The sequence below is a fragment of the Sphingobium cyanobacteriorum genome, assembly GCF_030580935.1.
Lineage (GTDB): Bacteria > Pseudomonadota > Alphaproteobacteria > Sphingomonadales > Sphingomonadaceae > Sphingobium > Sphingobium cyanobacteriorum.
The window spans coordinates 409,381-435,146 of the sequence record NZ_JAUQOM010000002.1; the positions used below are offsets into that span (position 1 = coordinate 409,381).

At 63.0% G+C, this 25,766-nt stretch carries 30 protein-coding genes; 23 read left to right on the forward strand and 7 right to left on the reverse strand.

What is annotated here, in order from left to right; genetic code table 11:
• Nucleotides 1-15: 15 nt before the first annotated feature.
• A complete protein-coding gene (locus tag Q4610_RS06915; protein ID WP_304535255.1) occupies nucleotides 16-237 on the reverse strand; it encodes a hypothetical protein in 222 nt (73 codons plus the stop codon).
• Between the two features lie 144 nt (nucleotides 238-381).
• Here Q4610_RS06915 and rpmB point away from each other — a divergent pair, with 144 nt between their 5' ends.
• Nucleotides 382-675 carry a 50S ribosomal protein L28 gene (gene rpmB, locus Q4610_RS06920; protein ID WP_066604556.1) on the forward strand — a complete coding sequence of 98 codons (294 nt, stop codon included), beginning with the start codon at nucleotides 382-384 and terminating at the stop codon, nucleotides 673-675.
• Nucleotides 676-774: 99 nt separating this feature from the next.
• Here rpmB and Q4610_RS06925 read toward each other — a convergent pair whose 3' ends face one another.
• Nucleotides 775-1,758 carry an esterase-like activity of phytase family protein gene (locus tag Q4610_RS06925; protein ID WP_304535565.1) on the reverse strand — a complete coding sequence of 328 codons (984 nt, stop codon included), beginning with the start codon at nucleotides 1,756-1,758 and terminating at the stop codon, nucleotides 775-777.
• Nucleotides 1,759-1,947: 189 nt separating this feature from the next.
• On the opposite strand from Q4610_RS06925, the gene Q4610_RS06930 reads away from it, so the two are divergent.
• On the forward strand, nucleotides 1,948-2,382 hold the full coding sequence (locus Q4610_RS06930) for a glycine zipper 2TM domain-containing protein (protein ID WP_304535256.1): 435 nt from the start codon (nucleotides 1,948-1,950) through the stop codon (nucleotides 2,380-2,382).
• An 82-nt stretch (nucleotides 2,383-2,464) separates the two neighbouring features.
• Here Q4610_RS06930 and Q4610_RS06935 read toward each other — a convergent pair whose 3' ends face one another.
• Entirely contained in the window at nucleotides 2,465-2,722 is a 258-nt protein-coding gene (locus Q4610_RS06935; protein WP_304535257.1) for a hypothetical protein, read from the reverse strand.
• A gap of 72 nt (nucleotides 2,723-2,794) precedes the next feature.
• A complete protein-coding gene (locus Q4610_RS06940; protein ID WP_304535566.1) occupies nucleotides 2,795-3,010 on the reverse strand; it encodes a circumsporozoite protein in 216 nt (71 codons plus the stop codon).
• Between the two features lie 216 nt (nucleotides 3,011-3,226).
• Between Q4610_RS06940 and Q4610_RS06945 the strand changes: the two genes are divergently transcribed.
• The 9 genes from Q4610_RS06945 to Q4610_RS06985 all read left to right on the forward strand — a co-directional run bounded on the left by Q4610_RS06945 (nucleotide 3,227) and on the right by Q4610_RS06985 (nucleotide 13,142).
• Nucleotides 3,227-4,213 (forward strand): ArsR/SmtB family transcription factor, encoded by a 987-nt coding sequence (locus Q4610_RS06945; RefSeq protein ID WP_304535258.1) that lies wholly within the window; start codon nucleotides 3,227-3,229, stop codon nucleotides 4,211-4,213.
• Nucleotides 4,210-5,127 (forward strand): methylenetetrahydrofolate reductase, encoded by a 918-nt coding sequence (gene metF / locus Q4610_RS06950; protein WP_304535259.1) that lies wholly within the window; start codon nucleotides 4,210-4,212, stop codon nucleotides 5,125-5,127. Before Q4610_RS06945 ends, metF begins: the two co-directional genes overlap by 4 nt.
• Nucleotides 5,124-6,170, forward strand: a complete 1,047-nt coding sequence (locus Q4610_RS06955; protein WP_304535260.1) for a homocysteine S-methyltransferase family protein — start codon at nucleotides 5,124-5,126, stop codon at nucleotides 6,168-6,170. The genes metF and Q4610_RS06955 overlap by 4 nt, the downstream gene beginning before the upstream one ends.
• Before the next feature lie 89 nt (nucleotides 6,171-6,259).
• Nucleotides 6,260-8,860, forward strand: a complete 2,601-nt coding sequence (gene metH / locus Q4610_RS06960) for a methionine synthase (RefSeq protein ID WP_304535261.1) — start codon at nucleotides 6,260-6,262, stop codon at nucleotides 8,858-8,860.
• 121 nt (nucleotides 8,861-8,981) lie between these two features.
• Nucleotides 8,982-9,416 (forward strand): DUF488 domain-containing protein, encoded by a 435-nt coding sequence (locus Q4610_RS06965; RefSeq protein WP_304535262.1) that lies wholly within the window; start codon nucleotides 8,982-8,984, stop codon nucleotides 9,414-9,416.
• Between the two features lie 194 nt (nucleotides 9,417-9,610).
• A complete protein-coding gene (locus Q4610_RS06970; protein ID WP_304535263.1) occupies nucleotides 9,611-11,116 on the forward strand; it encodes a glycosyl hydrolase family 28-related protein in 1,506 nt (501 codons plus the stop codon).
• Nucleotides 11,117-11,402: 286 nt separating this feature from the next.
• Nucleotides 11,403-11,678 carry a terminase small subunit gene (locus Q4610_RS06975; RefSeq protein WP_304535264.1) on the forward strand — a complete coding sequence of 92 codons (276 nt, stop codon included), beginning with the start codon at nucleotides 11,403-11,405 and terminating at the stop codon, nucleotides 11,676-11,678.
• Nucleotides 11,679-11,977: 299 nt separating this feature from the next.
• Nucleotides 11,978-12,916 (forward strand): right-handed parallel beta-helix repeat-containing protein, encoded by a 939-nt coding sequence (locus Q4610_RS06980; RefSeq protein WP_304535567.1) that lies wholly within the window; start codon nucleotides 11,978-11,980, stop codon nucleotides 12,914-12,916.
• Between the two features lie 31 nt (nucleotides 12,917-12,947).
• On the forward strand, nucleotides 12,948-13,142 hold the full coding sequence (locus Q4610_RS06985) for a hypothetical protein (protein ID WP_304535265.1): 195 nt from the start codon (nucleotides 12,948-12,950) through the stop codon (nucleotides 13,140-13,142).
• A 117-nt stretch (nucleotides 13,143-13,259) separates the two neighbouring features.
• On the opposite strand, the gene Q4610_RS06990 is transcribed toward Q4610_RS06985, so the two are convergent.
• Complete coding sequence (locus tag Q4610_RS06990; protein WP_304535266.1) at nucleotides 13,260-14,657, reverse strand: helix-turn-helix domain-containing protein; 1,398 nt, start codon at nucleotides 14,655-14,657, stop codon at nucleotides 13,260-13,262.
• 142 nt (nucleotides 14,658-14,799) lie between these two features.
• Here Q4610_RS06990 and Q4610_RS06995 point away from each other — a divergent pair, with 142 nt between their 5' ends.
• The 6 genes from Q4610_RS06995 (at nucleotide 14,800) to grxD (ending at nucleotide 19,941) form a co-directional block, all read left to right on the forward strand.
• Nucleotides 14,800-16,395, forward strand: coding sequence for an isocitrate lyase (locus Q4610_RS06995; protein WP_304535267.1), 1,596 nt, complete (start codon nucleotides 14,800-14,802; stop codon nucleotides 16,393-16,395).
• 356 nt (nucleotides 16,396-16,751) lie between these two features.
• Nucleotides 16,752-18,203 (forward strand): 3-isopropylmalate dehydratase large subunit, encoded by a 1,452-nt coding sequence (leuC, locus tag Q4610_RS07000; protein WP_304535268.1) that lies wholly within the window; start codon nucleotides 16,752-16,754, stop codon nucleotides 18,201-18,203.
• Nucleotides 18,204-18,312: 109 nt separating this feature from the next.
• Nucleotides 18,313-18,924: a 3-isopropylmalate dehydratase small subunit gene (gene leuD, locus Q4610_RS07005; protein ID WP_304535269.1), complete on the forward strand. Its 612-nt coding sequence runs from the start codon at nucleotides 18,313-18,315 to the stop codon at nucleotides 18,922-18,924.
• A 57-nt stretch (nucleotides 18,925-18,981) separates the two neighbouring features.
• Nucleotides 18,982-19,305, forward strand: coding sequence for a DUF1476 domain-containing protein (locus tag Q4610_RS07010; protein WP_304535270.1), 324 nt, complete (start codon nucleotides 18,982-18,984; stop codon nucleotides 19,303-19,305).
• Between the two features lie 12 nt (nucleotides 19,306-19,317).
• Nucleotides 19,318-19,551: a BolA/IbaG family iron-sulfur metabolism protein gene (locus tag Q4610_RS07015; protein ID WP_056683730.1), complete on the forward strand. Its 234-nt coding sequence runs from the start codon at nucleotides 19,318-19,320 to the stop codon at nucleotides 19,549-19,551.
• A 57-nt stretch (nucleotides 19,552-19,608) separates the two neighbouring features.
• A complete protein-coding gene (gene grxD, locus Q4610_RS07020; RefSeq protein ID WP_304535271.1) occupies nucleotides 19,609-19,941 on the forward strand; it encodes a Grx4 family monothiol glutaredoxin in 333 nt (110 codons plus the stop codon).
• Nucleotides 19,942-20,164: 223 nt separating this feature from the next.
• Here the strand turns inward: grxD and Q4610_RS07025 are convergent, their stop codons facing one another.
• Nucleotides 20,165-20,587 carry a hypothetical protein gene (locus tag Q4610_RS07025; protein WP_304535272.1) on the reverse strand — a complete coding sequence of 141 codons (423 nt, stop codon included), beginning with the start codon at nucleotides 20,585-20,587 and terminating at the stop codon, nucleotides 20,165-20,167.
• Nucleotides 20,588-20,699: 112 nt separating this feature from the next.
• On the opposite strand from Q4610_RS07025, the gene Q4610_RS07030 reads away from it, so the two are divergent.
• Nucleotides 20,700-21,575: an alpha/beta fold hydrolase gene (locus Q4610_RS07030; RefSeq protein WP_304535273.1), complete on the forward strand. Its 876-nt coding sequence runs from the start codon at nucleotides 20,700-20,702 to the stop codon at nucleotides 21,573-21,575.
• A gap of 55 nt (nucleotides 21,576-21,630) precedes the next feature.
• On the opposite strand, the gene Q4610_RS07035 is transcribed toward Q4610_RS07030, so the two are convergent.
• Nucleotides 21,631-22,230, reverse strand: coding sequence for a TetR family transcriptional regulator (locus Q4610_RS07035; RefSeq protein WP_425262536.1), 600 nt, complete (start codon nucleotides 22,228-22,230; stop codon nucleotides 21,631-21,633).
• On the opposite strand from Q4610_RS07035, the gene Q4610_RS07040 reads away from it, so the two are divergent.
• From Q4610_RS07040 to Q4610_RS07060, 5 genes are read left to right on the forward strand one after another with little or no spacing between them, the layout of a single operon-like run.
• Complete coding sequence (locus tag Q4610_RS07040; RefSeq protein ID WP_304535275.1) at nucleotides 22,133-22,495, forward strand: hypothetical protein; 363 nt, start codon at nucleotides 22,133-22,135, stop codon at nucleotides 22,493-22,495. The genes Q4610_RS07035 and Q4610_RS07040 overlap by 98 nt on opposite strands.
• Nucleotides 22,443-23,672 carry a cytochrome P450 gene (locus Q4610_RS07045; protein WP_304535276.1) on the forward strand — a complete coding sequence of 410 codons (1,230 nt, stop codon included), beginning with the start codon at nucleotides 22,443-22,445 and terminating at the stop codon, nucleotides 23,670-23,672. Before Q4610_RS07040 ends, Q4610_RS07045 begins: the two co-directional genes overlap by 53 nt.
• Before the next feature lie 2 nt (nucleotides 23,673-23,674).
• Nucleotides 23,675-24,145: a hypothetical protein gene (locus Q4610_RS07050; protein ID WP_304535277.1), complete on the forward strand. Its 471-nt coding sequence runs from the start codon at nucleotides 23,675-23,677 to the stop codon at nucleotides 24,143-24,145.
• 21 nt (nucleotides 24,146-24,166) lie between these two features.
• Entirely contained in the window at nucleotides 24,167-24,934 is a 768-nt protein-coding gene (locus tag Q4610_RS07055; RefSeq protein WP_304535278.1) for an SDR family NAD(P)-dependent oxidoreductase, read from the forward strand.
• A 22-nt stretch (nucleotides 24,935-24,956) separates the two neighbouring features.
• Nucleotides 24,957-25,766, forward strand: coding sequence for an SDR family NAD(P)-dependent oxidoreductase (locus tag Q4610_RS07060; protein WP_304535279.1), 810 nt, complete (start codon nucleotides 24,957-24,959; stop codon nucleotides 25,764-25,766).

Below are 25,766 nucleotides of genomic sequence, written 5' to 3' on the forward strand. Positions count from 1 at the left end.
GGCGCTAAGGAAGGATCAGGGCTTCTTCACCGCGACCGTGGGCACCTCGACCGTTTCGTTGCGGGTGCCGACCTCCACCTTGGCGACGCTCGCCTCATATTTGGGCAGCGCGCCTTCCTTGACGGCGACGCTGGGCAGGCGGCCATCCTGTGTCTTTTGCAGGTCGATGAAGCCGGTGGCGATGCCGCCGGCCAGGATCAGAAGAATGATGATCAGCAAGCCACCAATGATTCGCATTTCGGCCTCCTATGGGATAACGCCCCCTTAACGCGCCGCCCGTCCAAAGGGTTGCGAAAGCCCGCACGGCGGGTTGACGCGATGGACGAATCCCGTTATCGGCGCGGCTTTCCGAACGAACCCGAATTCAAAGGTTGATTGACTATGTCGCGCATTTGCGAGCTGACCGGCAAGGGTCGCCAGGTGGGTCACAATGTTTCCCACGCCAATAACAAGACCAAGCGCGTGTTCCTGCCGAACCTGCAGAACGTGTCGCTGATCTCCGAAACGCTGGAAACCAGCGTGAAGCTGCGCGTGTCGACCCATGGCCTGCGCTCGGTCGAACATAATGGCGGCCTGGACAACTGGCTGGTCAAGACCAGCGACGACAAGCTCTCGCTCAAGGCGCGCCGCCTGAAGCGCGATATCGTCAAGAAGAAGGCTGCCGTCGCAGCCTGATTCCCGCGCTTCGTTTCGGCATAAGGAGCGGCCCCTCACCGGGCCGCTTTTTTGCGTGTGCATTTGGCCCGAATGCGCCTGGTCAATGCAACCCGAATTTCAGCAGCACCCGAATTTCAGCAGCAACGTGCGCTGGAAAAATTCGTGATTGTCGTCGGATATCACCCAGACAATCGGCCGTCCGGCTTCCTGGCTGACCGCGATCCCCTCGAAATTGTCGGCCAGCAGCGGCGGCGCCAGCCGGGCAAGCGTGCGTGCCCGCAGCAACGTGCCAGGCGTCGGCCGTTCCGGCAACGCCACGACAGCGATCGTCGCGGTGAACAGATCCTGCAATGTCAGCCGCCGGTTGAGCACCAGCAGGTGCCGCGCATCCAGCGCCACCGCGTCGGTCGGGCGATAGCCCTGCGGCGGGGCGTAGCGCAGGTGGACGGGGTCGGGCGTGTCCGGTTCGGCCGGGTCGGAATCGAACAGCAGCACATCATGTCGCCCGTCCGCCGTCATCCCCATCTCGCCGATCGCGATGAAGCGGCCGTCGGGCAGGCGGGCCAGCGATTCGATCGATCCGGTTTCGGGCCAGGCGGCGATTTCCGGCCAGGTCCGGCACGCCTCCACCCGCGCGAAACCGGGGCCGTAGCGACAGATCGCCTGCAACCCTTCAAACCCCACCCAATAACGGTCGATGGCGGGATCATAGGCCAGCGATTCCGCGTCCCATGACCACCAGGGCCGGTGTCGATCCTGCGCGCGGACGGGCAGGGGGGCGATGAAGGGGCGGCGGCTGCCCGGTCCCTGTCCGACATGAAAGCCGGTCAGCACGCCCGAATCGCTCAGGCCCAGCATCTGCCCCGGCCCCGTCACCAGCAGCGCCGACAGGCCGCCAAAGCCGCCATTGTCGCTGTCCAGCGCCCATCCGCCCAGATAAGCGAGCGCGCCCGCCCGCCGCAGCGCCGGATCGATGCTGCTCAGCGGCAATGGCGTCGCTCGGACCAGCAGGCTGCCGGCGCGCACGCTTTGCGGCTTGCTCATGTGCGGGGCGGGCAACAGCAGGACGGCCAGGGCCAGGACGATCAGGATTCGCTGCATCATCCCCGCCATAGGGCAATATGCGGCAGGACGCAGCAGGCCAATGACGGGCCGCCCCTGCCTGAACGGCGGCTGTCAGGCGCATTCAGGCCCGGCTCAACCCGACTCGGCCATAAGGGGTGCAATCGATGGGCCATCCCGCTCCTTTGCGCGACCGCCCAAGAGAATGGCATTTGGAGGAGCAACGCCATGAAGATGAAGTTTCTCGTGAATATGGGCGCCGTTCTGGCCATGGGCGCCGCGTCCTTCGCCGTCACGGCGACCCCGGCGGCTGCGCGCGATCATTATCGTGGCGGTTATTATGAGCGCGGCGACTATTATCGCGGCGGCTATGATCGTGGCTATCGCGGTTACGACCGCGGGTATCGGGGCGATTATTATCGCGGCTATCGTGGTGACGGCTATTATCGCAACAACGGCTATCGCGGTTATCGCGGCGGCTATCGCTGCCGGGACAATGGCACGGGCGGCACCATCATCGGCGCGATCGCCGGTGGCCTGCTGGGGAACGAAATCGGCAAGGGGGCGGGCCGCTATGGCCGTCGTGGCGACGGCACCACCGGCGCGATCATCGGCGCGGGGGTAGGGGCGCTCGCCGGTCGCGCCATCGACCGCAACTGCTGAGCGGACCTTCGCCGGGTCAATCGACCAGGCACATGAAAAAGGCCGTCCCGTCCGGGGCGGCCTTTTTTGCGTCTGCTCCCGCTCAGGGACGCGGTTCGGGGCGGGGGGCGGTCCGGTTGCGGTCGGCCCGCGCGGCGGTGGCGGCCGCCGGGTTGAGGCCGGGGCTGCCGCTTTGCGCGGCGCCCGCCTGCGCATCGAGCTGCGCCGCCGCCGCATTCAAGGCCCTGGCCTCACCCGCGCTGACGCCGCCCACGCCATCCTGATCCCCGGCCTGATCCCCGGCGCCGCAGGCGGCCAGCGCGCAAAGCGCTATCATCGGCAGGGCGGATCGGATCATCATGTCATTCCCATGCGCAAAGGGGCCGCGCCGTTGCCGGTGCGACCCCTTCGAAATGTTTCGCCGAAGCGAGAATTACATCGCGTTCGCGGCGTTGTTGGTCGCGTTCGATGCTGCGTTGGCGGCATTGTCGGCGGCGTTCAGCGCGGCGTTCAGGGCGTTGTCGGCAGCGTTCGAGGCGTTCTCGGCCGAATTGGCGGCATTGTTCGCGGCATTTTCAGCGCCGCCGGAGCAAGCGGCCAGGCCGAGCGAAGCGGCAAGAACGAGCGAAAGAGCAATCGACTTGGTCATGGGCAGAAACCCCTCTCTGAGAAAAAAAAGATGCAGACCACTCTCGGAGAAAAGCTCACCCCCCATTGCGCCTGCGCGCCGATTCGTAATGCCTTGGACAAGGCAAGGCAATCCCATTCATGCGATTGCCATCAAGTTGGCGTGGTCTTTTGCCGGAAAAGGGGCCTAAACCAACGGCCATTGACGTATATAAAGATTTCTTTATATGATGCCTTCATGTATGCGGCACTCGACATTTTCCGGGCATTGGGCGACCCGACGCGCCTGCGCATCATCCATTTGCTGCGGGCGATGGAACTGGCCGTGGGGGAAATCGCGCAGGTCGTGGGGCAGAGCCAGCCGCGCGTGTCGCGCCATGTCCGCATCCTGGCCGAAGCCGGCCTGGTCGAACGGCGCAAGGAAGGCAACTGGGTCTTTCTGCGCCTCAATCGGGCGCGGATCGTCGCGCCTTTCCTGACCCTGTTCGACCATCTGGAACCATCCGATGGCGAAGCGCTCTGGCAGGCGGCGGACCTTGCCCGGCTGGCGGCGGTGCGGGCCGACCGGGCGCGCGCGGCGGAAGCCTATTTCGCCGAACATGCCGAGGAATGGGACGCGATCCGCTCGCTCCATGTCGCCGATGCGGATGTGGAGGCGGCGATGACCGCGCTGCTGGCGTGCGAACCGATCGGTCATCTGCTCGACATCGGCACCGGCACCGGACGGATCATCGAACTGTTCGGCGAAGCGGCCGCCCGCGTCACCGCGCTTGATCGCAGCCCCGACATGCTCCGCCTTGCCCGTGCCAAGCTGCCGCAGGAGGCGGGCGACAAATATGCGTTGCTGCTGGGCGATTTCCTCGACCTGCCACTGGAACCGGGCAGCGTCGATACGGTCGTGCTGCATCAGGTGCTCCATTATGCGCAGGCGCCCGAAATGGTGATCGCGCAGGCCGCGCGCGTGACCGCGCCCGATGGCCGGGTGCTGATCGCCGATTTCGCCGCGCATGAGCGCGAAGAACTGCGCACGCGCGACCAGCATGCGCGCCTGGGCTTTTCGAACGAACAGATCGAACACTGGTTCGCGGATGCGGGCCTTGCGCTGGAACGGGTGGAAACTTTGCCCGGCCAGCAATTGACGGTGCAACTGTGGCTGGGACGGCGTAAGAGCGCGCGCGTCCCGCTGCGCGAAGAACGCCTTACTCACAAACGGATGCCCGCATGACCCTGAATGATCCTGTCGCGCCGCTTTATGCGGATCTGGCCGGCGACTGCCATGTCAGCTTCGAATTCTTCCCGCCCAAGACGGAGAAGATGGAAGCGCAGCTCTGGTCCGCGATCGAGACATTGACGCCGCTGGCGCCCAAATTCGTGTCCGTCACCTATGGCGCGGGTGGCTCCACCCGTGAACGCACCCATCATACGGTCGCTCGCATTGCCCAGGAAACGCCGCTGGCGGCCGCCGCGCATCTGACCTGCGTGGCCGCGAGCAAGGCGGAGATCGCCGAAATCGCCGACGCCTATTGGCTGGCGGGCGTGCGCCATATCGTCGCCCTGCGTGGCGATCCGCCGGAGGTGGGCGGCCGGTTCGAACCGCACCCGGACGGTTACACCGGCGCGGCCGATCTGGTCGAAGGACTGATGAAGCGTCATCCGTTCGAGATTTCGGTGTCCGCCTATCCCGAAGTCCATCCCGAAGCGGCAAGCGCGCAAAGCGACCTCGACAATCTCAGGCGCAAGCTGGATGCCGGCGCGACCCGCGCCATCACCCAGTTCTTCTTCGCGCCGGAAACCTATTTCCGCTTCATGGACAAAGTGCTGGCCGCCGGGATCAGCGCGGATATCGTGCCGGGCATCATGCCGGTCGGCAATTTCGCCGCGACGCAGCGCATGGCCGCGATGTGCAATACCGACGTGCCCAGTTGGATGGCGCGCCTGTTCGAAGGGCTGGACGATCATCCCGCCGCGCGGCAACTGGTGTCGGCGACGATCGCGGCCGAACTGTGCCGGGGCCTGTATGAAGGCGGCGTACGCGACTTTCATTTCTACACGCTCAACCGGGCGGAACATAGCTATGCGATCTGCCACCTGCTGGGCTTGCGGCCCAGGGTGACGGTCGAACTGGAGAAAACAGCATGAGCGCCGAAACCCGATTGCGCGCCCTGGCGGCGGAAAAAATCCTGATCTTCGACGGCGGCTATGGCACGTCGATTCAGAAGCACGGCCTGACCGAAGCCGATTATCGCGGCGACCTGGACCTGGCGAAGGACCAGAAGGGCAATAACGACCTGCTCTGCCTGACCCGGCCCGACATTGTCGAGGGCATCCATGCCGCCTATCTCGACAATGGCGCCGACATGATCGAGACGAACACGTTCAGTTCGACCAAGATCGCGATGGCCGATTATGGCTGCGAACATCTGGTGTGGGACATCAATGTCGCCGCCGCGAAGATTGCCCGCAAGGCGTGCGATGCCGCGACGCAGAAGGATGGCAGGCCGCGTTTCGTGTGCGGCTCGATCGGCCCGACCAACAAGACGCTCAGCATATCGCCAGACGTGAACGACCCGGCCTTCCGCGAAGTCGATTATGATACGCTCAAAGCCGATTATCGCGAACAATGCGATGCGCTGATCGCGGGCGGGGTCGATTTCCTGCTGGTCGAAACCTGCTTCGATACGTTGAACGCCAAGGCGGCGGGCATGGCCGCGCGCGAGGCGGAGGAAGCGGCGGGCCGTCCGGTGCCGCTGATGCTCAGCTTCACCATCACCGACATGTCGGGCCGCAACCTGTCGGGCCACACGATCAACGCCTTCTGGTATTCGCTGCGCCATTTGAAGCCGCTCACCATCGGGGTGAACTGCGCCTTCGGGGCGGATTTGTTGCGGCCCTATCTGGCCGAATTGTCCAGGAATGCCGATACGCTGATCCTGGCCTATCCCAATGCCGGCCTGCCCAATGAACTGGGCCAATATGACGAACTGCCCGAAACCACCGCGTCGCTGATCCGACAGTGGGTGGACGAGGGGCTGGTGAACATGGTCGGCGGCTGCTGCGGTACGACGCCCGCCCATATCGGCGCGGTGGCGAAGGCGCTGGCCGGGCACAAGCCGCGCGTGGTGCCGGAACTGCCGGTCGTGACCCGCCTCGCGGGTCTCGAACCGATGCACATCGCGGCCTGAGTTTTCCCTCCGTTCGTGTCGAGCGAAGTCGAGACACGGACGCGCAAACGCTTCTCGACTTCGCTCGAAGCGAACGGACTTTTGATACAATGACGACCAAATCCACCGCCAATTTCGTCAACATTGGCGAACGCACCAACGTCACCGGCTCCGCCAAGTTCAAGAAGCTGATCATGGCCGGCGACTATGCCGCCGCCATCGACATCGCGCGCGAGCAGGTGGAAAATGGCGCGCAGATCGTCGACGTGAACATGGACGAAGGGCTGCTCGACGCGGTCGAGGCGATGACGACCTTCCTGAAACTCATGACCTCGGAACCCGACATTTCCCGCGTGCCGGTCATGATCGACAGTTCCAAATGGGAGGTGATCGAGGCGGGGCTGAAATGCGTCTCCGGCAAGCCGATCGTCAATTCGATCAGCATGAAGGAGGGCGAGGAAGCCTTTCTGGGCCACGCCCGCAAATGCATGGCCTATGGCGCCGCCGCCGTCATCATGGCCTTCGACGAAACCGGCCAGGCCGACACGAAAGAACGCAAGGTCGAGATTTGCGAGCGCGCCTACAAGCTGCTGATGACCATCGGCTTCCCGCCGGAGGACATCATCTTCGACCCCAATATCTTCGCCGTGGCGACGGGGATCGAGGAGCATAATAATTACGGCGTCGACTTCATCGAGGCCTGCCGCGAGATCAAGGCGCGCTGCCCGCATGTCCATATTTCGGGTGGCCTCTCCAACTTCTCCTTCTCCTTCCGGGGGAACGAGCCGGTGCGCCGGGCGATGCACAGCGTATTCCTCTATCACGCCATCCCCGCTGGCCTCGACATGGCGATCGTCAATGCGGGGCAGCTCGACGTCTATGACGCGATCGACCCCGCGCTGCGCCAGGCGTGCGAGGATGTGCTGCTGAACCGCGATCCCGACGCGGGCGAACGCCTCGTCACGCTGGCCGAAAGCTATCGCGGCAAGGACGCCGCGACCGAGAAGGCGGCGCAGGAATGGCGCGGCTGGCCGGTCGCCAAGCGCCTGGAACATGCGCTGGTCAAGGGCATCGACATGTATGTGGTCGAGGATACGGAGGAAGCCCGCCTGTCCGCCGCCAAGCCGATCGAAGTGATCGAAGGGCCATTGATGGACGGCATGAACGTGGTCGGCGACCTGTTCGGCGCGGGCAAGATGTTCCTGCCGCAGGTCGTCAAATCCGCCCGCGTCATGAAGAAGGCGGTCGCGCACCTCCTGCCCTATATCGAGGCGGCGAAAGAACCCGGCGCCAAGGGCAAGGGCAAGATCATCATGGCGACCGTGAAGGGCGACGTCCATGATATCGGCAAGAATATCGTCGGCGTCGTCCTGCAATGCAACGGCTTCGACGTGATCGACATGGGCGTGATGGTCCCCTGGCAGGACATCATCAAGGCTGCGAACGATCATGACGCCGACATGATCGGCCTTTCGGGCCTCATCACCCCGTCGCTGGACGAGATGGTGACGGTGGCGGTGGAAATGCAGCGCGCCAACATGACCATGCCGCTGCTGATCGGGGGCGCGACCACGTCGCGCGTTCACACCGCTTTGCGTATCGACCCGGCCTTTGCCGGGCCGGTGGTGCATGTGCTCGACGCCAGCCGCGCCGTGGGCGTGGCGACCGCGCTGGTCAGCGAGACGCAAAAGACCGACTTCGTGCAAAAGACGAAGGATGATTATGAGCATGTCCGCGTTGCCCGCGCCAACAAGGGGCAAAGCGCGCTGGTCAGCATCGAGGATGCCCGCGCCAACGCCTTCGAAATCGACGAGAGCCTGAAAGCGCCGCGCCCGCGCCTGCCCGGCGTGCATCGCTTCCCCGACTGGGACCTGGCCGATCTGGTCCAATATATCGACTGGACGCCTTTCTTCCGCGCCTGGGAACTGGCGGGCAATTATCCCGCGATCCTGACCGACCCGGTGGTGGGCGAAAGCGCGACCAGCCTGTTCGCCGACGCGCAGAAGATGCTGGACCGCATCGTCAAGGACAAATGGCTGACCGCGCGCGGCGTCGCCGGCCTGTGGCCATGCCGCCGCGAAGGCGACGACATCATCGTCCATGTCGAGGATGAAAAGCATGTGCGCCTCCCCATGCTGCGCCAGCAGATCCAGAAGCGGGAAGGGCGCGCCAACATGTGCCTGGCCGACTTCATCAGCCATGATGGCGACTGGATCGGCGGCTTTGCCGTGTCGATCCACGGCATCGAACCGCATCTGGCGCGCTTCAAGAATGCGATCGATGACTATTCGGACATACTTTTGAAGGCACTGGCCGACCGCCTGGCCGAAGCCTTTGCCGAGCGGCTCCACCATTATGTCCGCACCGCGCTCTGGGGCTATGCGGAGGGCGAGCAGCTCACCAACGAAGCGCTGATCAAGGAACAATATCGCGGCATCCGCCCCGCGCCCGGCTATCCCGCCTGCCCGGAACACAGCCTGAAACCGATATTGTTCGACATGCTCGACGCCCATCACGCCACCGGGGCGACCCTGACCGAAAGTTTCGCGATGCTGCCCACGGCGGCGGTCAGCGGCTTCTATTTCGGCCACGCCCAGGCGGAATATTTCGGCGTCGCCCGCGTCGGCCGGGATCAGTTGGAAGATTATGCGGCGCGGCGCGGCATCGACCTGGAAACGGCGGAACGCTATCTGCGCCCGAATCTGGATTGAGGCTTCCTCATCCTCCCTCCCGTTCAAGGGCGGGGCCGGGGGGGTCGGTAGCGAGCGCAGCGAGCCAGCAACGTCACAGGCCGCGGGTGGCGGAACGCCGTTTACCCCCTACATGCCTGTGATGAAAATCTTCACCATCGGCTATGAAGGGGCAACCCAGCCCGAACTGATCGCCACGCTGGTTCAGGCGGGCGTGCGGCTGCTGGCCGATGTCCGCGCGGTCCCGCTGTCGCGCCGCCCCGGCTTTTCCAAGAACATCCTCGCCGCCGGCCTGCGCGAAGCGGGCATCGCCTATGTCGGCCTGAAAGCCCTTGGCACCCCGGCCGAAGGGCGGGAGGCCGCGCGCAAGCACCAGCACGCCCGCCTGGCCGCCATCTACGCCCGGCAACTCGACCTGCCCGAAGCGATCGTGCAGGCCCAGCAGCTCAAGGACATGGCGGCAGAGACCCCCACGGCCCTGCTCTGCTTCGAACGCGACCCCGCAGGCTGCCACCGCTCGCTGCTGCTGGACGCGGTGCTGCCGGATGCGGAACGGGTGGATTTGTTTGTGGGGTGAGGTTCTGGCCATTGCGGAATGACTGCTTACTAGCCCGTAGAAGTGGATAGCTGACGGTCAGAATAATGTATCGGCATAAATCAATGATAACATATGGAGGTTACTTGCCGATCTGATACAGCGTGAGTTGAGTCACGCGCGCCACTGAATTTTCGATTGAGTATGAGCAGGCATTTCAGCAGAGGAGTGAAGATATGGCAGTCACGTCATTTAACGGCCGCACCGGGGCCGTCGTTCCTGTCAGCGGCGATTATGATGCCGATAAGGTTTCATATAAAATTGATGTGGCTGCGCCCGGCGCCGCCAACCGAAATTGCGGAAGCAAGTTTCGGGAGCGGGTTTCAGTAAAAGATTTTGGTGCCGTTCTGGATGGCTCGACGAACGACAGTGCTGCTTTTCAAAACGCATATAATTATTGTTCCCAAAATAAAATTTCCGAAATAGATGTTCCGTCCGGTATCGCGTGGATCGATGGTCCTATCTTGATGTCTGGTAACCCAGTTACTTTCATCGGTCAGAGCCCTTCATATGAAAGTGGGATCGGTGAAGGGTCGTGGATAAAGATAACAAGAAGCAATTTTCAACCGTTCACGATTACAGGAGAGCCTTCTCGCGGCAGCGGCTTTCGACATTTTGGGATTTACCAGGAGCACCCCGGACCAGCGGCAAATTGGGCGCCGACCAATTACCCTCAAGTGTTTCTGTGTCAAAGCATGTTGGGCGAATTTTTCCTAGAGGACATTTTTTGCTCGCCAGTCAATCGGCTGATTAGCAGCATCTCTAGCGGCAGATTGAATCTGCGAGGGATAAAGGGGCAATTTTTCAACGGTCTCTGCTATATAACACTATCAAAAGATTGTTGCCGGATAAGCGACATCCACAGTTATTGCTACTGGACGCAAGACCAAAATGTGTTGTCCTATACCCAGAAAAATCTAGATTTGATCGTTCTGGCTAGGGTGGATACGCCTTTTATCGACGAAGTATTTTCGATATTCAGTAGATCCGTACTTTGTACGGTCATCGATGTTCCGGCTGATGGCGGTCCATCCAAAATTCTCGTCGGTCGGATCGAGGGCGATTTCTCAAAATATACGATCTGGAACAGGGCGGCCGGCACCACCATCAGGGCATCGTCCGTCGGCGGCCAGGGTGAAGATGTTACGCAGCCCGGAATGCCGCTGACCGACGCCTATGTGATCAGAAATGAGGGCGTCGGTGCCTCCATTTTAATTTCCATGGCACAGGGGCAAAGATATTCAAAAGGATGCATATTGAACACGGGAGCGAACAGCCGGATCGAGATTGCATCTAGCCGGTGGGAGGACTTCAACATGGGCGGAACGGGCGCGCAACTCGTCGAGGAAACGAGCGGCAGCTCGAACGTGTTTTTCGCTATTCCCCCGCAGCTGATCAACAACAACGGCGCGGGGCTGGGTGTTGCGAGCTGCGTATCGCTTCTGAGGAACGCGACGGCCACGATCGCCGCAAATGAGGCTCGGGCGTATGACGGTCCTGCGGGGTCACCGGTTTCACTGCGCGCGATCGGGACCGACGCGAATGTAGATTTAGTGCTGGGTGGAAAAGGGACGGGCTATGTTCGCTTCGGGGCCTATGCTTCGGGAGCCACAACTGTTTCCGGCTATATCAGCGTGAAGGATGCGGCGGGCACGGTGCGGAAATTAGCTGTGCTTACTTGACAAGCGATCCCTGGATCTTTGCAGGAAAAGGGCCGTCCGACTTTGGGCGGCCTTTGTTCGCTGGCTTCTGGCGTGTGGTCGAGCGACGGGAATTTATGCTTTTGACCGACGGCCGACCGTCTGCTTTTCTCACGGCTGGACCTGAACAAATGACTGCTTCTAGGAAACAGAAATTTCCGTTGGGCGGCGACAAGTGGCGCATCCCCGACATTCGGCGCTCCCGCTCTCCCTCCCAAAAATCCTATTCGCCTTTCAAAATAGGAAATCCTCTGATCTATCCTTGTCGATGGACCAGCCTCTCACCCCCAATCCACCCGCAGCCGACCGCGCCCGCTGGACGCCGGCCAGGCAGCGCCTTTTCCTCGCCACCCTGCTTGCGACCGGCAATGTCACGCAGGCGGCCCGCGCGGCGGGCATGTCGCCCGCCAGCGCGCATCGGCTGCGGCGGCGGCTCGCGGGCACGGTGTTCGATCGGACATGGACCAACGCGCTCGCGCTCCATGCCCAAAGCCTGGCCGATCCTTTCGCGCCCTCGGTCGTGACCCGGCAGGCGCGTGGCTGATACGTGGGTGGCGCGTGGGCGTGACCCGGCAGGCGCGCCATCCTGACCCAACCGGCGCGTCGCGGGGGCGGGGCAGGGGCTTTGCCGGTGCATCGCCCGCCCTTTTCCGCGCAAAATCATACCAGCGACGGTGTGAACTTTGCCGCAATGATCCGGCCGTGACCCTGCGCGCCATGAGGATGATGCGGATAATGCGCGCCCTTAACCTGTCGGCCCGCATCTGTCCCAGAACGGGCCGGTTCGCCATTAACCCCGATCCCGCCTTGGTGGCGTCCTCCGCACGGCCTATCCTGCCGGTCATGCAGATCCTGTCCACCAGCCTCCTCGTCTCCATCGCCATCGCCTCGACCGCGCTGGCGCAGGGCAATCCAGCGCCCTTCACCCTCGCCGAATCGGGCCGCGCCTTTGGTTCTCTGTCCGACGCGCTGGGCGCCATCGGTGACGGGCACGGCACCGTGATCGTCGCGCCCGGCACCTATCATCAATGCGCGGTGCAGCAGGGCGGCGACATCACTATCCGCGCCGCGACGCCGGGCACGGTGATCTTCGACGGCGTGCCGTGCGAGGGCAAGGGCGCGCTGGTGCTGCGCGGCCGTTCGTCCAGCGTGGACGGCATCATCTTCCAGAATATCCGCGTCCCCGACGGCAATGGTGCTGGCATCCGGCTGGAAAGCGGCAACCTGACCGTCCGCAACAGCCTGTTCCGCAACAGCGAGGAAGGGATTTTGACCGGCGACTATGCCGGCGGGCAGGTGGTGATCGATAAGTCGACCTTCCGCCATCTGGGCCGGTGCGACCGCGACCTCGACTGCGCGCACGGCATCTATATCGGTCGGCTGGCGGCGCTCACCGTCACCAACAGCCGCTTCGACCAGGGCGATGGCGGCCATTATCTCAAGACCCGCACCGCCCGCGTCACCATCATCGGCAACAGTTTCGACGACAGCGGCGGCCAGCTGACCAATTACATGATCGACCTGTCCAACGGGGCGAGCGGCATCATCAGCGGCAATGAGATGGTGCAGGGCAAGGACAAGGATAACTGGTCCGCCTTCATCACCGTCGCTCCCGAAGGCCGCGAACAGAGCAGCGCGGGCCTTGTGATAGAGGGCAACAAGGCCGGTTTCGTGCCGGGGCTGGCGCGCGGCTCCACCTTCGTCGCCAATTTCACCGACGATCCGGTGCGGATCGGCGCGAACGACCTTGCGCCCAGCATGAAGGTGAAGGATCGCCGCTGACGTGGCCGCGTTCCTGTGATAGCCAGGCGTCATGCGAACCACCTATGACAGCGCGACCGTCCGCCTCTATCATCTGGGCGATGATGGTGCGGCGACGACTATTCTATATGGTCCGCTCAGCCAGGCCCTGCATGTCGCGCAGCAGCAGCCTGCCGACGTGCAGGACGGACTGTATCTGGCCACGGATAATGACGTCGTCGCCTATCTCGACCTGATCGAGCAGTGATCAGGCGCCCGGCAGTTTGCGCCGCCGACCCATCATGTCCAGATAACTGCCGCGCCCCCTGACGCTGTCCTTCGGGTCCGGCCGTCCGCTGATCGCCAGGCAGCGTTCCCCGTCGGCTCAGCCATCGGCGAAGCCGAACGGTGCGCGCGTGCGGCGATAATCGTCGGGCAGCATGTCGCGGCCGATCGGCGGGGCAGATCGGGCGAGGCATTGGCTGCGATGGCAAAGACGACAGGTGACGCCAATCGGGGTTGGCTCCGGCGGGGTGGCATTTTGCGTATAGATCAGGCGATGGGCATGATCGGCGGCGCAGCAGAGGGCGATGGCCCGTTCCACCCGTGGCGCCCCCCATCCACCGCCGCCCGCGGTCACCGTGCGCGCGATCGAGAAGAAGCGCTGGCCATCGGGCAGTTCCAGCCATTGCGTGACCACGGCGCGCGGGGTTTCGAACACGCGATGGACTGACCATAGCGGACAGGAGCCGCCGTGCCGGGCAAAGGGAAAGCCTGCCCCGTCGAGCCGTTTGGAGACATTGCCGGCCGGATCGACGCGCAGGAAGAAGAAGGGCACCCGTTCCTGCCCCGGCTTTTGCAACGTGGTCAGGCGATGGGCGGCCTGTTCAAAACTGACGCCGAACTGGCGGGCCAGCGCCTCGACATCATAGCGTCGTGCCTCGACCGCCTTGGCGAAAGCGGTGTAGGGCATCAGGATCGCCGCCGCGCCATAGCTGGCCAGCGCCCGGCGGGCGAGGCGGCGACCGCTTTCGCCGGCAAACTGGCCGTCCTTCAAAATGACGTCGAAGCCCTTGCGCATTTCCAGATAGGCGATCTGGAGCGCCAGTTGAAAGGCCGAACTGGCGCCATCAAGCGCGTCGTCCAGCAGCACCGCGTCGCGATGCCGGTCGAGCCGCCGCATCGACCCGGCCATCACGTCGGACGGCAGGCGGCGGACCCGCAGATTGTGGCGGGCCTTGAGCCAGTCTGCCAGCCCGCCTTCCGCGTCAGCTTCCGCCGCCAGTTTCTCTGCCGCATCGTCCAGTAGCGGAAAGCTGTTGCGGCGGGCGGCGAGGAAGCGACGCGCTTCGGCGACCGGATCGGCGGCCTCCTCGGTCGGCTGCGTGTCTGCGCCCCGATCGGCCAGCGCCAGATGTTCCTCGCGATAGCTGGTGTAGAGCCGCAGCAGCGCTTCCGTGATGCCGGGATAGTTGACCGCCACGTCGCCGGTCGCAAGCGCTGGCAGGTCGATATCGGCGAACATCGGGTCTTTCAGCACCGCTTGCAGCCGCGCGGTCTGTTCCGCGCCGCCATCGCCCGCCACTTCGGCCATGTCCAGCTTGTAGGTGCGCGCCAGGCGCAGCAGCATGTCGGCGGTCAGGGGCCGCTGGTTCCGCTCCAGCAGGGCGACATAGGAGGCGGAAATGTCGAGGTCGGCGGCCATGTCCGCCTGCGTCAGGCCCAGCTCGCGCCGCAGCCGCCGCAGGCGCGGTCCCATGTAAACCGGGCGATCCTTGGCCATGTTATCCGACTCCTGTATGGACTTTACAACTTTACAGCAGATTTTTGTAAAGATCGACAACTGAACTTCATAAGGACTGCCGCACCGCAACAAGGCCGGTTAGGGCGGGGGCAACGGAGCAACCCCACGCAAGGAATATCCCATGGCCTACCAGGAAAATATCGCGAAGGCGCAGGCGCTGATCGGCAGCCACCCCGGCACATGGGACGGCATCAATGCCGAATCGGTCGCCCGCATGAAGCTCCAGAACCGCTTCCACACCGGCCTCGACATTGCGAAATATACCGCCGGCATCATGCGCCGCGACATGGCCGCCTATGATCTTGACCCCGCCAATTACACCCAGTCGCTGGGCTGCTGGCACGGCTTCATCGGTCAGCAGAAGATCATCTCGATCAAGAAGCATTTCGGCACGACCAAGCAGAAGTATCTCTATCTGTCCGGCTGGATGGTCGCGGCGCTGCGCAGCGATTTCGGCCCTTTGCCCGACCAGTCGATGCACGAAAAGACCAGCGTTCCGGCGCTGATCGAGGAACTCTATACCTTCCTCAAGCAGGCCGACGCCCGCGAACTGGGCATGATGTTCCGCGATCTGGACAAGGCCCGCGAAACGGGCAACGCGGTCGAGGCGCAGCGCCTGACCCACGCGATCGACAATTATGAAACCCATGTCGTCCCGATCATCGCCGACATCGACGCGGGCTTTGGCAATGCGGAAGCCACCTATCTCCTCGCCAAGAAGATGATCGAGGCAGGCGCCTGCGCGCTCCAGATCGAAAATCAGGTCAGCGACGAAAAGCAGTGCGGCCATCAGGACGGCAAGGTCACGGTGCCGCATGAGGATTTCCTCGCGAAGGTCCGCGCCTGCCGCTACGCCTTCCTCGAACTGGGCGTCGACGACGGCATCATCGTCACCCGCACCGATTCGCTGGGCGCTGGCCTGACCAAGCAGATCGCGGTCAGCAAGGAACCGGGCGATATCGGCGACCTGTATAACAGCTTCCTCGATTGCGAGGAGATCGACCCGGCCACCGCACGCAATGGCGATGTCATCCTGAACCGCGACGGCAAGCTGCTGCGCCCCAAGCGCCTGCCCAGCAACCTGTTCCAGTTCCGCGAAGGCACCGGCGCGGACCGCTGCGTCCTCGATTGCATCACCTCGCTCCAGAACGGCGCGGACCTGCTGTGGATCGAAACGGAAAAGCCGCATATCGAACAGATCGCATCGATGGTCGACCGTATCCGCGAAGTCATCCCCAACGCCAAGCTCGTCTATAACAACTCGCCCAGCTTCAACTGGACGCTCAACTTCCGCCAGCAGGTCTATGATGCCTGGGTTGAAGCGGGCAGGGATGTGTCGGCCTATGACCGCGCAAAGCTGATGAGCGTCGATTATGACGACACGGATCTGGGCCGGGAAGCCGACGACAAGATCCGCACCTTCCAGAAGGATGCGGCGGCACGGGCCGGGATTTTCCATCACCTCATCACCCTGCCGACCTATCATACGGCGGCGCTCAGCACCGACAATCTGGCCAAGGAATATTTCGGCGCGGCCGGGATGCTGGGCTATGTCGAGGGCGTCCAGCGCAAGGAAATCCGCCAGGGTATCGCCTGCGTCAAGCATCAGAACATGTCCGGCAGCGACATTGGCGACGATCACAAGGATTATTTCGCCGGGGAAGCCGCGCTCAAGGCGGGCGGCGTCCACAACACGATGAACCAGTTCGCGGCCTGAGGGCCGCAGGCGCTCCATCTCCCCGGCGGGAACCCGATGCCGGTCGGGGAGGTGGGTGCGGACATGTTTCGCGGCATGGCCCGTGAAAAGAGCCAGTTCGCGGGGATATCGATATATCCTTGCGATTTGGGTGGAAGGAACTGGGCGGCCCGACAGCATTCGTCGGGCCGTTTTTTTTGATCGTCTTGCGGGCGGGCGCGCACGCGCGTCCCCATGCTCTGCACGCCTGTCGCGACGGGGCTGCTCGCGATCGGGCTGCCCTGTAACATTATTGCCCGCCTGATCGAGGAAACTGCATAATTTGCCGCTCATCCCCCCTTTTCCCCATGGCATTCCGGGTCTAGGGACAAAGGCCTATGGTTAAGCCTCGCACCCTCTATGAAAAGATCTGGGACGCACATGTCGTCGAACGGCGTCCCGATGGCACCTGCCTCATCTATATCGACCGGCATCTCGTCCATGAAGTGACCAGCCCGCAGGCGTTCGAAGGCCTGCGCCTTGCCGGTCGCAAGGTGCGCCGGCCCGATCTGACGCTGGCGGTGCCGGACCATAATCTGCCCACTACCCCGCGCCGCGATGCGCAGGGCAATCGCATTCCGATCGCCGATCCCGAAAGCGCGCAGCAGCTTGCGGCGCTGGAGCGCAATGCGCCCGAATTCGGCGTGCGCCTGATCGGCGATGCCGATGTGGAACAGGGCATCGTCCATGTCGTCGGCCCGGAACAGGGCTTCACCCTGCCGGGCACCACGCTGGTTTGCGGCGACAGTCACACCTCCTCGCACGGGGCGCTGGGCGCACTGGCCTTCGGCATCGGCACGTCGGAGGTCGAACATGTGCTGGCGACCCAGACACTGCTGCTCAAACAGTCCAGGACCATGGCCGTCATTGTCGATGGCGCACTGGCCCCCGGCGTCACGGCCAAGGATGTGGCGCTGGCGATCTGCGGCCATATCGGCACGGCGGGCGGCACCGGCTATGTCATGGAATATCGCGGTTCGGTGTTCCGCGACATGTCGATCGAGGGGCGGCTGACCGTCGCCAACATGTCGATCGAGGCGGGCGCGCGATCGGGCCTGTTCGCGCCCGACGACAAGACGTTCGCCTATATCAAGGGACGGCCGATGGCGCCCAAGGGCGCGGACTGGGATGCCGCCGTCGCCTGGTGGAAAACGCTGGTCACGGATGAAGGCGCGGTGTTCGACAAGACGGTGGTGATCGACGCGGCCGACATTGTGCCCACGGTCACCTGGGGCACCAGCCCGGAGGATGTCGTCGCGGTGACGGGCGTGGTCCCCGATCCGCAGAGCTTCGCCGACCCGTCCAAGCAGGCCGCCGCGCAAAAGTCGCTCGACTATATGGGGCTTGTCGCCGGGCAGAAAATGGCGGACGTGGCGATCGAACATGTGTTCATCGGCAGTTGCACCAACAGCCGGATCGAGGATCTGCGCGCTGCCGCATCGCTGCTCAAGGGGCGGCATATCGCGTCGGGCATCAAGCACGCCATGGTCGTCCCCGGCTCCGGCCTGGTCAAGCGCCAGGCGGAAGCCGAAGGACTGGACCGCATCTTCCTCGACGCCGGGTTCGAATGGCGCGAGCCGGGCTGTTCGGCGTGCCTGGGCATGAACCCGGACAAGGTGCCCGCGGGCGAGCGCTGCGCATCGACCAGCAACCGCAATTTCATGGGCCGGCAGGGTCCGGGATCGCGCACCCATCTGGTGTCGCCCGCCATGGCGGCGGCGGCGGCCATCACCGGGCGGCTGACCGACGTGCGGGAACTGTTGCATAACAAAGAGGGCGTGGTGGCATGAAGAAGATTTTCTGGCTGCTGACACTGGGCGCGCTGGCCAGCGCGGCGATGGCCGCGACCCTGGGCCGGGCCGAGGACATACCGGCGGCCGAGGCGAAGAAGGGTCACTGATGGACAAGCTGACGACCATCGACGGCCGGGCCTATCCGTTCGGGATGAAGAATGTCGATACCGACATCGTCATCCCGGCACACTGGCTCAAGACGATTTCCCGCAACGGCCTGGGGCGCGGCGCGTTCGAAGTGCTGCGCAAGGAACCGGGGAATGTCTTTGACGATCCCGCCTATGCCGGCAGCCCGATCCTGATCGCGGGCGACAATTTCGGCTGTGGCTCCAGCCGCGAACATGCCGCCTGGGCGCTGGGCGACCTGGGCATAAAGGTGGTGATCGCGCCCAGCTTTTCCGACATATTTTCCGGCAATGCCTTCAAGAACGGCATCCTGACCGTGGTGCTGCCGCAGGCGGCGGTGGATCGCCTGATGGAGGTGGCCCAGGGCGTCAACGGAACGCCTGACCCGATCCATGTCGACCTGGAAGCGCAAACCGTCACCACCCGGTTTCAGGACCGCTTTACGTTCGAAATCGATCCTTTTCGCAAACATTGCCTGCTCGGCGGTCTGGACGAAATCGGCCTGACGCTGGACCAGGGCGATGTGATCGACCGCTATGAAGCGAAGCAGGCGCAGGATCGTCCCTGGGTCGTGCCCGCCGCCGTTGCGTAACGGCGCGCTTCTTCCTATCATCTTTCACCACATGGCATTTCAACGGGGCTTTGACGCATGACCACCTTTGACGATCGCGAACGGGCGTTCGAAAATATGTTCGCCCATGATCAGGAAATGCAGTTCCGCATCCAGGCGCGGCGCAACCGCCTGCTGGGCGAATGGGCTGCGGCGAAGATGGGCCTGACCCCGGAAGAAACCGACGCCTATGCCAAGGCGGTGGTGCAGGCGGATTTCGAGGAAGCAGGTGATGAGGATGTCATCCGCAAACTGGTGGGGGACATGACCTCCGCCGGGATCGATATCGATGAAGCTGGCGTGCGCGCCGCGCTGGACGAACAGGCGGTGGTCGCCCGCCGCATGTTCATCGAAGCCCAGTAAGGCCCGCACCCGATGCCGATGGCCGCCGACGATATTGCCGACATGATCCGCGCCGCGATTCCCGATGCGCAGGTCGAAATTACCGATCTGGCCGGGGATGGCGACCATTATGCCGCGAAAGTCGTGGCGGAAAGTTTTCGCGGCATGAGCCGGGTCGCGCAGCAGCGCGCCGTCTATGCGGCGCTGGGCGGACGCATGGGCGGGGTGCTCCACGCCTTGCAACTGACCACCGCCGTTCCCAACTAATCCCTCGACAGATTTGCGCTCCGCAGGCGGGGCGCCAGACAGGACTGGACCTTATACATGACCGACGCCGTGCATCAGCGGATTGCCGAACTTGTGGGCGCCCATGACGTGGTGCTGTTCATGAAGGGCACACCGCTTTTCCCCCAATGCGGCTTTTCCAGCCGTGCCATCGCGATCCTGGAGCATCTGGGCGTTGCCTATGACACGGTCGACGTGCTGCAGGACCAGGCCGTGCGCCAGGGGATCAAGGCTTTTTCCGACTGGCCGACCATCCCCCAGCTCTATGTGAAGGGTGAATTTGTCGGCGGCAGCGACATCATGATGGAAATGTATGAAGCCGGCGAATTGCAGCAGCTAATGACCGACCAGGGCGTCGCCGCGGCGAGCTGAACGAGGCGAGGTCAGGGTTTGACAAGGGCGGTCGGGGTTCCGGCCGCCTTTTTTCATGTCGTGCCGCATGGAGGGCGGACGCGCCGGTCCTGTATCGTCATCTCGCCACCTGAAGTCTGGCGGCAGGCTCGCGCGGGAATCATCTCCTGCCTTTTTGCCTGTACTGGAATGACCAGAAGGGGGGGAACACGCTATTCCCCTCCCGCTTGCGGGAAGAGGAATATCAATGGTCGCTGCCAGTCATGCCGGCTTTGCAGACGAAGTAGCGCAATAATGACAAGGGAAAGCGCCACCGGGTGGGGGATGCCTGGCGGAGACGGCCTGCATCCCCCGGTAGTTGAACGGTGGGAACATGGATCATGTCGCAATCGCCGTGCCAGAACAGGGCGATCGCGGGAAAGCGGTGGGTACAAAGGTTAACGCGCCGACCCGCCGTGCCGGCTTTGTCAGAATTTCCGACATATCCCGCCTTTTCAAAGCCAAAGCGCATGCCAACCGGATAGTCAGGGCCATGGAGAATGACACGGATAATGGCTCTTTGCGCGATGACATCCTGCGCGTTCCGGCGGCGTCCATAGCAGTGGGCATGATGGCGTTGATGCGGATGGCCATGCCTGTCAGGCGGATTTTCATCTTCAAGATACATGTCTTATGCAATATGCTGGGCCACCATGCATGGATTTCCTCAAGCGGGCAGATGAAATCTGCGTCACCTTTGGGAACCTCCAGGCCAAGAATATCTGGAACAGGAGAGCAATATGGTCGAGCGAACGACAGTGATGGTTCCTGGCGGGACGCTCTCCGCGTTTCGCGCGACCGCCCCAAATCCGCGCGGCCTGATCATCGCCCTGCATGGCGGCGGGCATGACGCACATTATTGGCATCATCCCGCCGCACCCGATGCGTCCTTGCCGATACTGGGTGCCGCGCTTGGCTTCGATGTCGTGATACTGGATCGCGCCGGGCATGGCGACAGCATCGCCAGCTTTCCCGCCGGCCTGTCCATGGCGGCGCAGGTGGAGCAGATTTTTGCCTTGGCGGATGATCTGGGTTCCGCGCGGGGGCTGCCTGTATTCCTTATTGGCCACTCACTGGGCGCAACGCTGAGCCTGATCGTCGCTGCGGATGCGCGTGCGCATAAAATTCAAGCGGTCGAGCTGTCGGGTGTTCCGGTTCGCTATCATGAAGGGCAGGACAAGCAGATTCTGGATGTGCTGAACCAATTGCAGGCGGCGGGCGAGGACCGGATGCCCTGTCTCGATCCCCAGGCGCTGCGCATGATGTTCTTCGGCGCGGACGGGACGTTTGACCCGATAGTTTTGTCTGATGATCCCGCCGATCATCGGTCGGTGGTTGCGGAGATCGTCGACGTGATCGACTTTCCGCGCCATGTGGAGGCGACAGCCCGCGCGGTTCGTATTCCCGTCAGATGGTGCTTTGCCGCGCAGGAAGCCTCGTCCCGTGTCGATGACGCCGTCCTTGCGACTGTCGGCGACTGGACACGCGACAATCCGGACACGCGCATCATCGTTCAGGCGGACTGTGGACATAATATCAGCCTGCATCGCGTGGGGCGTGCCTATCACCTCGCGGCCCTCGCCTTTTTCGAGGAAATGCGCGTTACCCGAAAATGAAGCGCCCTTCGGGGGGGGGCGGAATAGCTCGCCTCCGCGCTGTCAAGGGCAGGGGTCAGCAGGCAGGTGGCCGCAGGATAATGCTGAGCAACATCGCATCCAGTTCGGCAAGAAATGCCTCCGCATCGACATCGAGCCGCGCCGGATCGTCGGGCGCCATCTCGTCCCGTTCGACAATGGCGTCGTAGAAGGCGAGCGCGCCTGATCGCAATCGGAACTCGAACAGCGATTGCGACAGGTCCGGCACGTGTCGCTTCAACCTGCGCATGAGATCGCCCACCATCCCGGTGGGGCGATCGAACAGCATCTTGCGGATTTCCCGCCCCATGCGCGACCGGAGCATCTGGATCACAAAGGCCGCATGCGGGTGCGACCCGTCCGGATTCTGAATGAACAGCACAGGCCGGGTGATGATCTGTATGATCCGGCGTGGACAGTCCGCCTCTCCTTGTTCCTCCGCAAGACGTTGCAGCCGCGCCCGCTCCTCCCTGATCGGGCCAGCGCGCCAGCGCGAAATGCTGCGCAACAGGCCATCGCGATCCCCGAAATGATAAGCGATGGCCGAATTATTCGCCATTTTCGCTGCCCGTGTGATCTGGCGCATGGAAACGCCTTCGATCCCGTGGCGGCCCATCATCAGTTCGGCGGTCTGCATGATCGCAATGCTGGCTGCGGACCATGTTTCGGTTTTGTCGGCAGGTGGCGCAATCGACAGGCTTTCGGTCATCATGCCGCCTCATATCGCGTTCGCGATGGAAGCGCAAAGCCATGCTCAGGGCACGTCTGTCATTGAAATTAAGAAATATGTCTTTACACTCTCCTCAAGGCTTCGCGACGAGATGCGGAAAGCCGGAATGGAGAGTTTGCATGGGCGGCGTGTCTTTCAGCACGGTCGAAAAGCCGGATCACGTTCCGGCTGATCGCGTGGTTGACTTCGATTACATGCATCCTGAAGGCTTGGAAGGCGGAACCGTCTATGACGTGTTGCGCGCCCTGCAACAGGGGCCCGACATCGTCTGGACACCGCGCTATGGCGGGCACTGGGTCGTCACCCGGTTCGATGATGTCAAATGGGTGCAGGAAAATTTCGCGATCTTCAGCCACGAGGAGTTCACGATTCCCCGTGAGGCATCCCCGGTCAAGATGCCCCCGCTTACGGTCGATCCGCCAAATCATGCACGGTACAGGGCGGTGCTCAATCCCTATTTCACGCCCAAGCGGGTGGCGAAGATGGGCGATCAGGCCCGCGCCCTGACGAACGAGTTGATCGACAGGCTGATCGACCGGGGCAAATGCGATTTTCGAAAGGATTTCGCGGAGATCATGCCGGCGGCGATGTTCCTTGGCATCGTCGACCTGCCGGCCGACCGGCGCGAGCAGTTCGTCGAATGGGGCAAGGCCTTCATGCACGCGGACAACGCGCAGGCGCGCCAGATTGCGCTTGGTCCCATCGTCTCCTATCTGTCGGGCAAGATCGAGGAGCGCTACGCCGGCGACGGCGAGGATATGCTCACCGCTATCGCCCGCTGGCGCGACAATGCGCGCTTCGGTGGCGAGCATGAAGTGATCGGCATGGCTCTGCTTGTTTTCTTTGGCGGGCTCGACACCGTGGCCAATCTGCTCAGCTATGTCGCGTGGCATCTTGCCGAGCATCCAGAGCATCAGCGCCGTCTGCGTGAGGATCCTGCCATCATCCCTGCGGCTGCCGAGGAATATTTCCGCCGGTTCGGCCTTTCCAACACGGGCCGCCTGATCCTGTCCGACGTGACCCGCGATGGCGTGACGATGAAGGCGGGGGAGATGGTGATGGTGCCGATCGGCGCCGCCTCCATCGACGATCGGCGCTATTCCGATCCCTTCACCGTCGATTTCGATCGACCCGGCAACTTCGCGCCGGGCGGCGGTTCGCACAACACCTTCGGCAATGGCCCGCACAAATGCCTGGGTCAGCCCCTCGCGCGCGCTGAACTCAAGGTGTTTCTGGAAGAATGGATGAAGCGCGTGCCGGAATTTCGGATCGACCCGGAACGGCGTCCGGTATCGCATATGGGCAGCGTCAACGGCGTGTCGCATCTGCATCTGGTCTGGGACATATGACCGTGGCCGACAGGCTGCCGATGGAGCATTTCTATCAGTTCGGCTATCTCGCGAGCGATATCGATGCCGCTGCCCAGGCGCTGCGTGAACGGTTCGGGATCACCAGGACGCGGTACAAGCGGCCCAGCGACTGGATGGAGACGCTCCACGCCTGGACCGGCGATACGATGGTGGAAGTGATCGTCTGTGGTCAGGGCGCGCCCGCGCTCTATACCGACTTCGCCCTGCCGCCGCCGGGTGATCTGCGGCTTCATCATCTTGGCCGCCGCATCATGGACGATGCCGTCTGGCAGGCCATGGAACGGGTGGTCGCGGCCAGGGGGATCGGCACGGACATGATGGGGGCGGTGATGAATGGCCAGCTACGCTATGCCTATGTCGACACCCGCGCGATGCTTGGCATCTACACGGAATATGTGATGCTGCGCGGGGACGCCCTCAAAATCTACGATGATGTGCCGCAGAACGGCTGAGGCAAGGTCAGAAAGGTTGCTATGACTACCGATTTCCAAGCGCACGTCGCGCCGATGTTCGATCTGAACGGCAAGGTCGCGCTGATCACGGGCGGGGCGGTTGGCATGGGCAAGGCGACCGGGCTGATCCTCGCGGCGGCCGGGGCCAGGGTGGTGCTGGCTGACGATGGGGGGCGGATAGCGGCGCTGGCCGACCTTCCGCCCGGTGTCGAGGCCCGCACATGCGACATCACCTGCGAAAGCGCGATCCGCGCCCTCGTGACCGACATCATCGCCGACCATGGGGGGATCGACATTCTGGTCAATGGCGCGGTGGTCAATCACAACAAGCCGGTGCTGGAAACCTCTGTTGAGGAATGGGACAGCGTCCAGGCGATCAACCTGCGCGGGGCCTTCATCGCGACGCGGGAAGCCGTGCCCTCGATGCAGGCGCGCGGCGGCGGACGGATCATCAACATCACCACCATGGGTTCGGTGCATCCGGTGTTGCATGGCAACGGCGCCTATTCCGCGTCGCGCGCGGGACTGAACCAGTTCACGCGGAACTGCGCGCTCGATTTCGCGAAGGACGGCATCACCGCCAATGCGATCCTGCCCGGCGCGATCATCACCGAAACCATCTCTTCCGGTTTCAGGCCCACCGGCCCCGGCGCCGATCCCGCCCGGCATCTTGGCGGTTTCGGCCAGGTCGATGACATGACCGGGCTGGCCCTGCTGCTCGCTTCCCCGGCCGGCCGGTTCATCACCGGCCAGTTGATCGCCGTGGACGGCGGTTTCCTTATTTCCTGAACTTTTGAAGAGGCCAAAGACAATGGCAATCGATACCCAAGCTATGAACGACCTGTTCGCCGTCCCCGGAAAAGTCGCGATCGTGACAGGCGCCGGGTCCGGCATTGGCGAGGCGACCGCCCATCTTTTCAGCAAGGCGGGAGCGAAAGTCGTCATCGCCGACCTGGTTCAAGAGGATGGACAGCGCGTTGCCGATGCGATCGTCGCCGAAGGTGGCGAAGCGATCGCGGTTGCCTGCGACGTGTCGGAAGAACCCCAGGTCAAGGCCATGGTCGCCAAGGCGCGCGAGACGTTCGGTGGCATCGACATCCTGGTCAACAACGCCGCCTATCGTCCGAAAGCCGATTTTTTCGACATGAGCGTGGCGGACTGGGACAAGATGCACGCGGTCAACACGCGCGGCACCTTCCTGTGCATGCGCGAGGTGATCAAGGTCATGCGCGATCAGGGCAAGGAACGCGGCGGTGCGATCGTCAACATCTCCACTATCGGCACGGCGCTCCCCACGATCGTCAACAATGTCCATTATGACAGTTCGAAGGCTGGGATAAACTCGATCACCAAGAGCACGGCCAGCGAATTTGCCGTCGATGGCATCCGCATCAACGCGGTGATGCCCGGCGGCGTCGATACCGGCGGCTCGCGTAAGATGCAGAACGACCCTTCACGCAATTTCGTGCCGAAGGGGCCGGTGATGATGCCCGGCCGCCTGCTGCTGGGCATCGCACATCCGATCCAGCTCGCCAGCGCGATCTTGTTCCTTGCCAGTCCGGCGTCCAGCTATATGACTGGCCATATCATGGCGGTCGACGGCGGCTATCTGGTCGGTTGA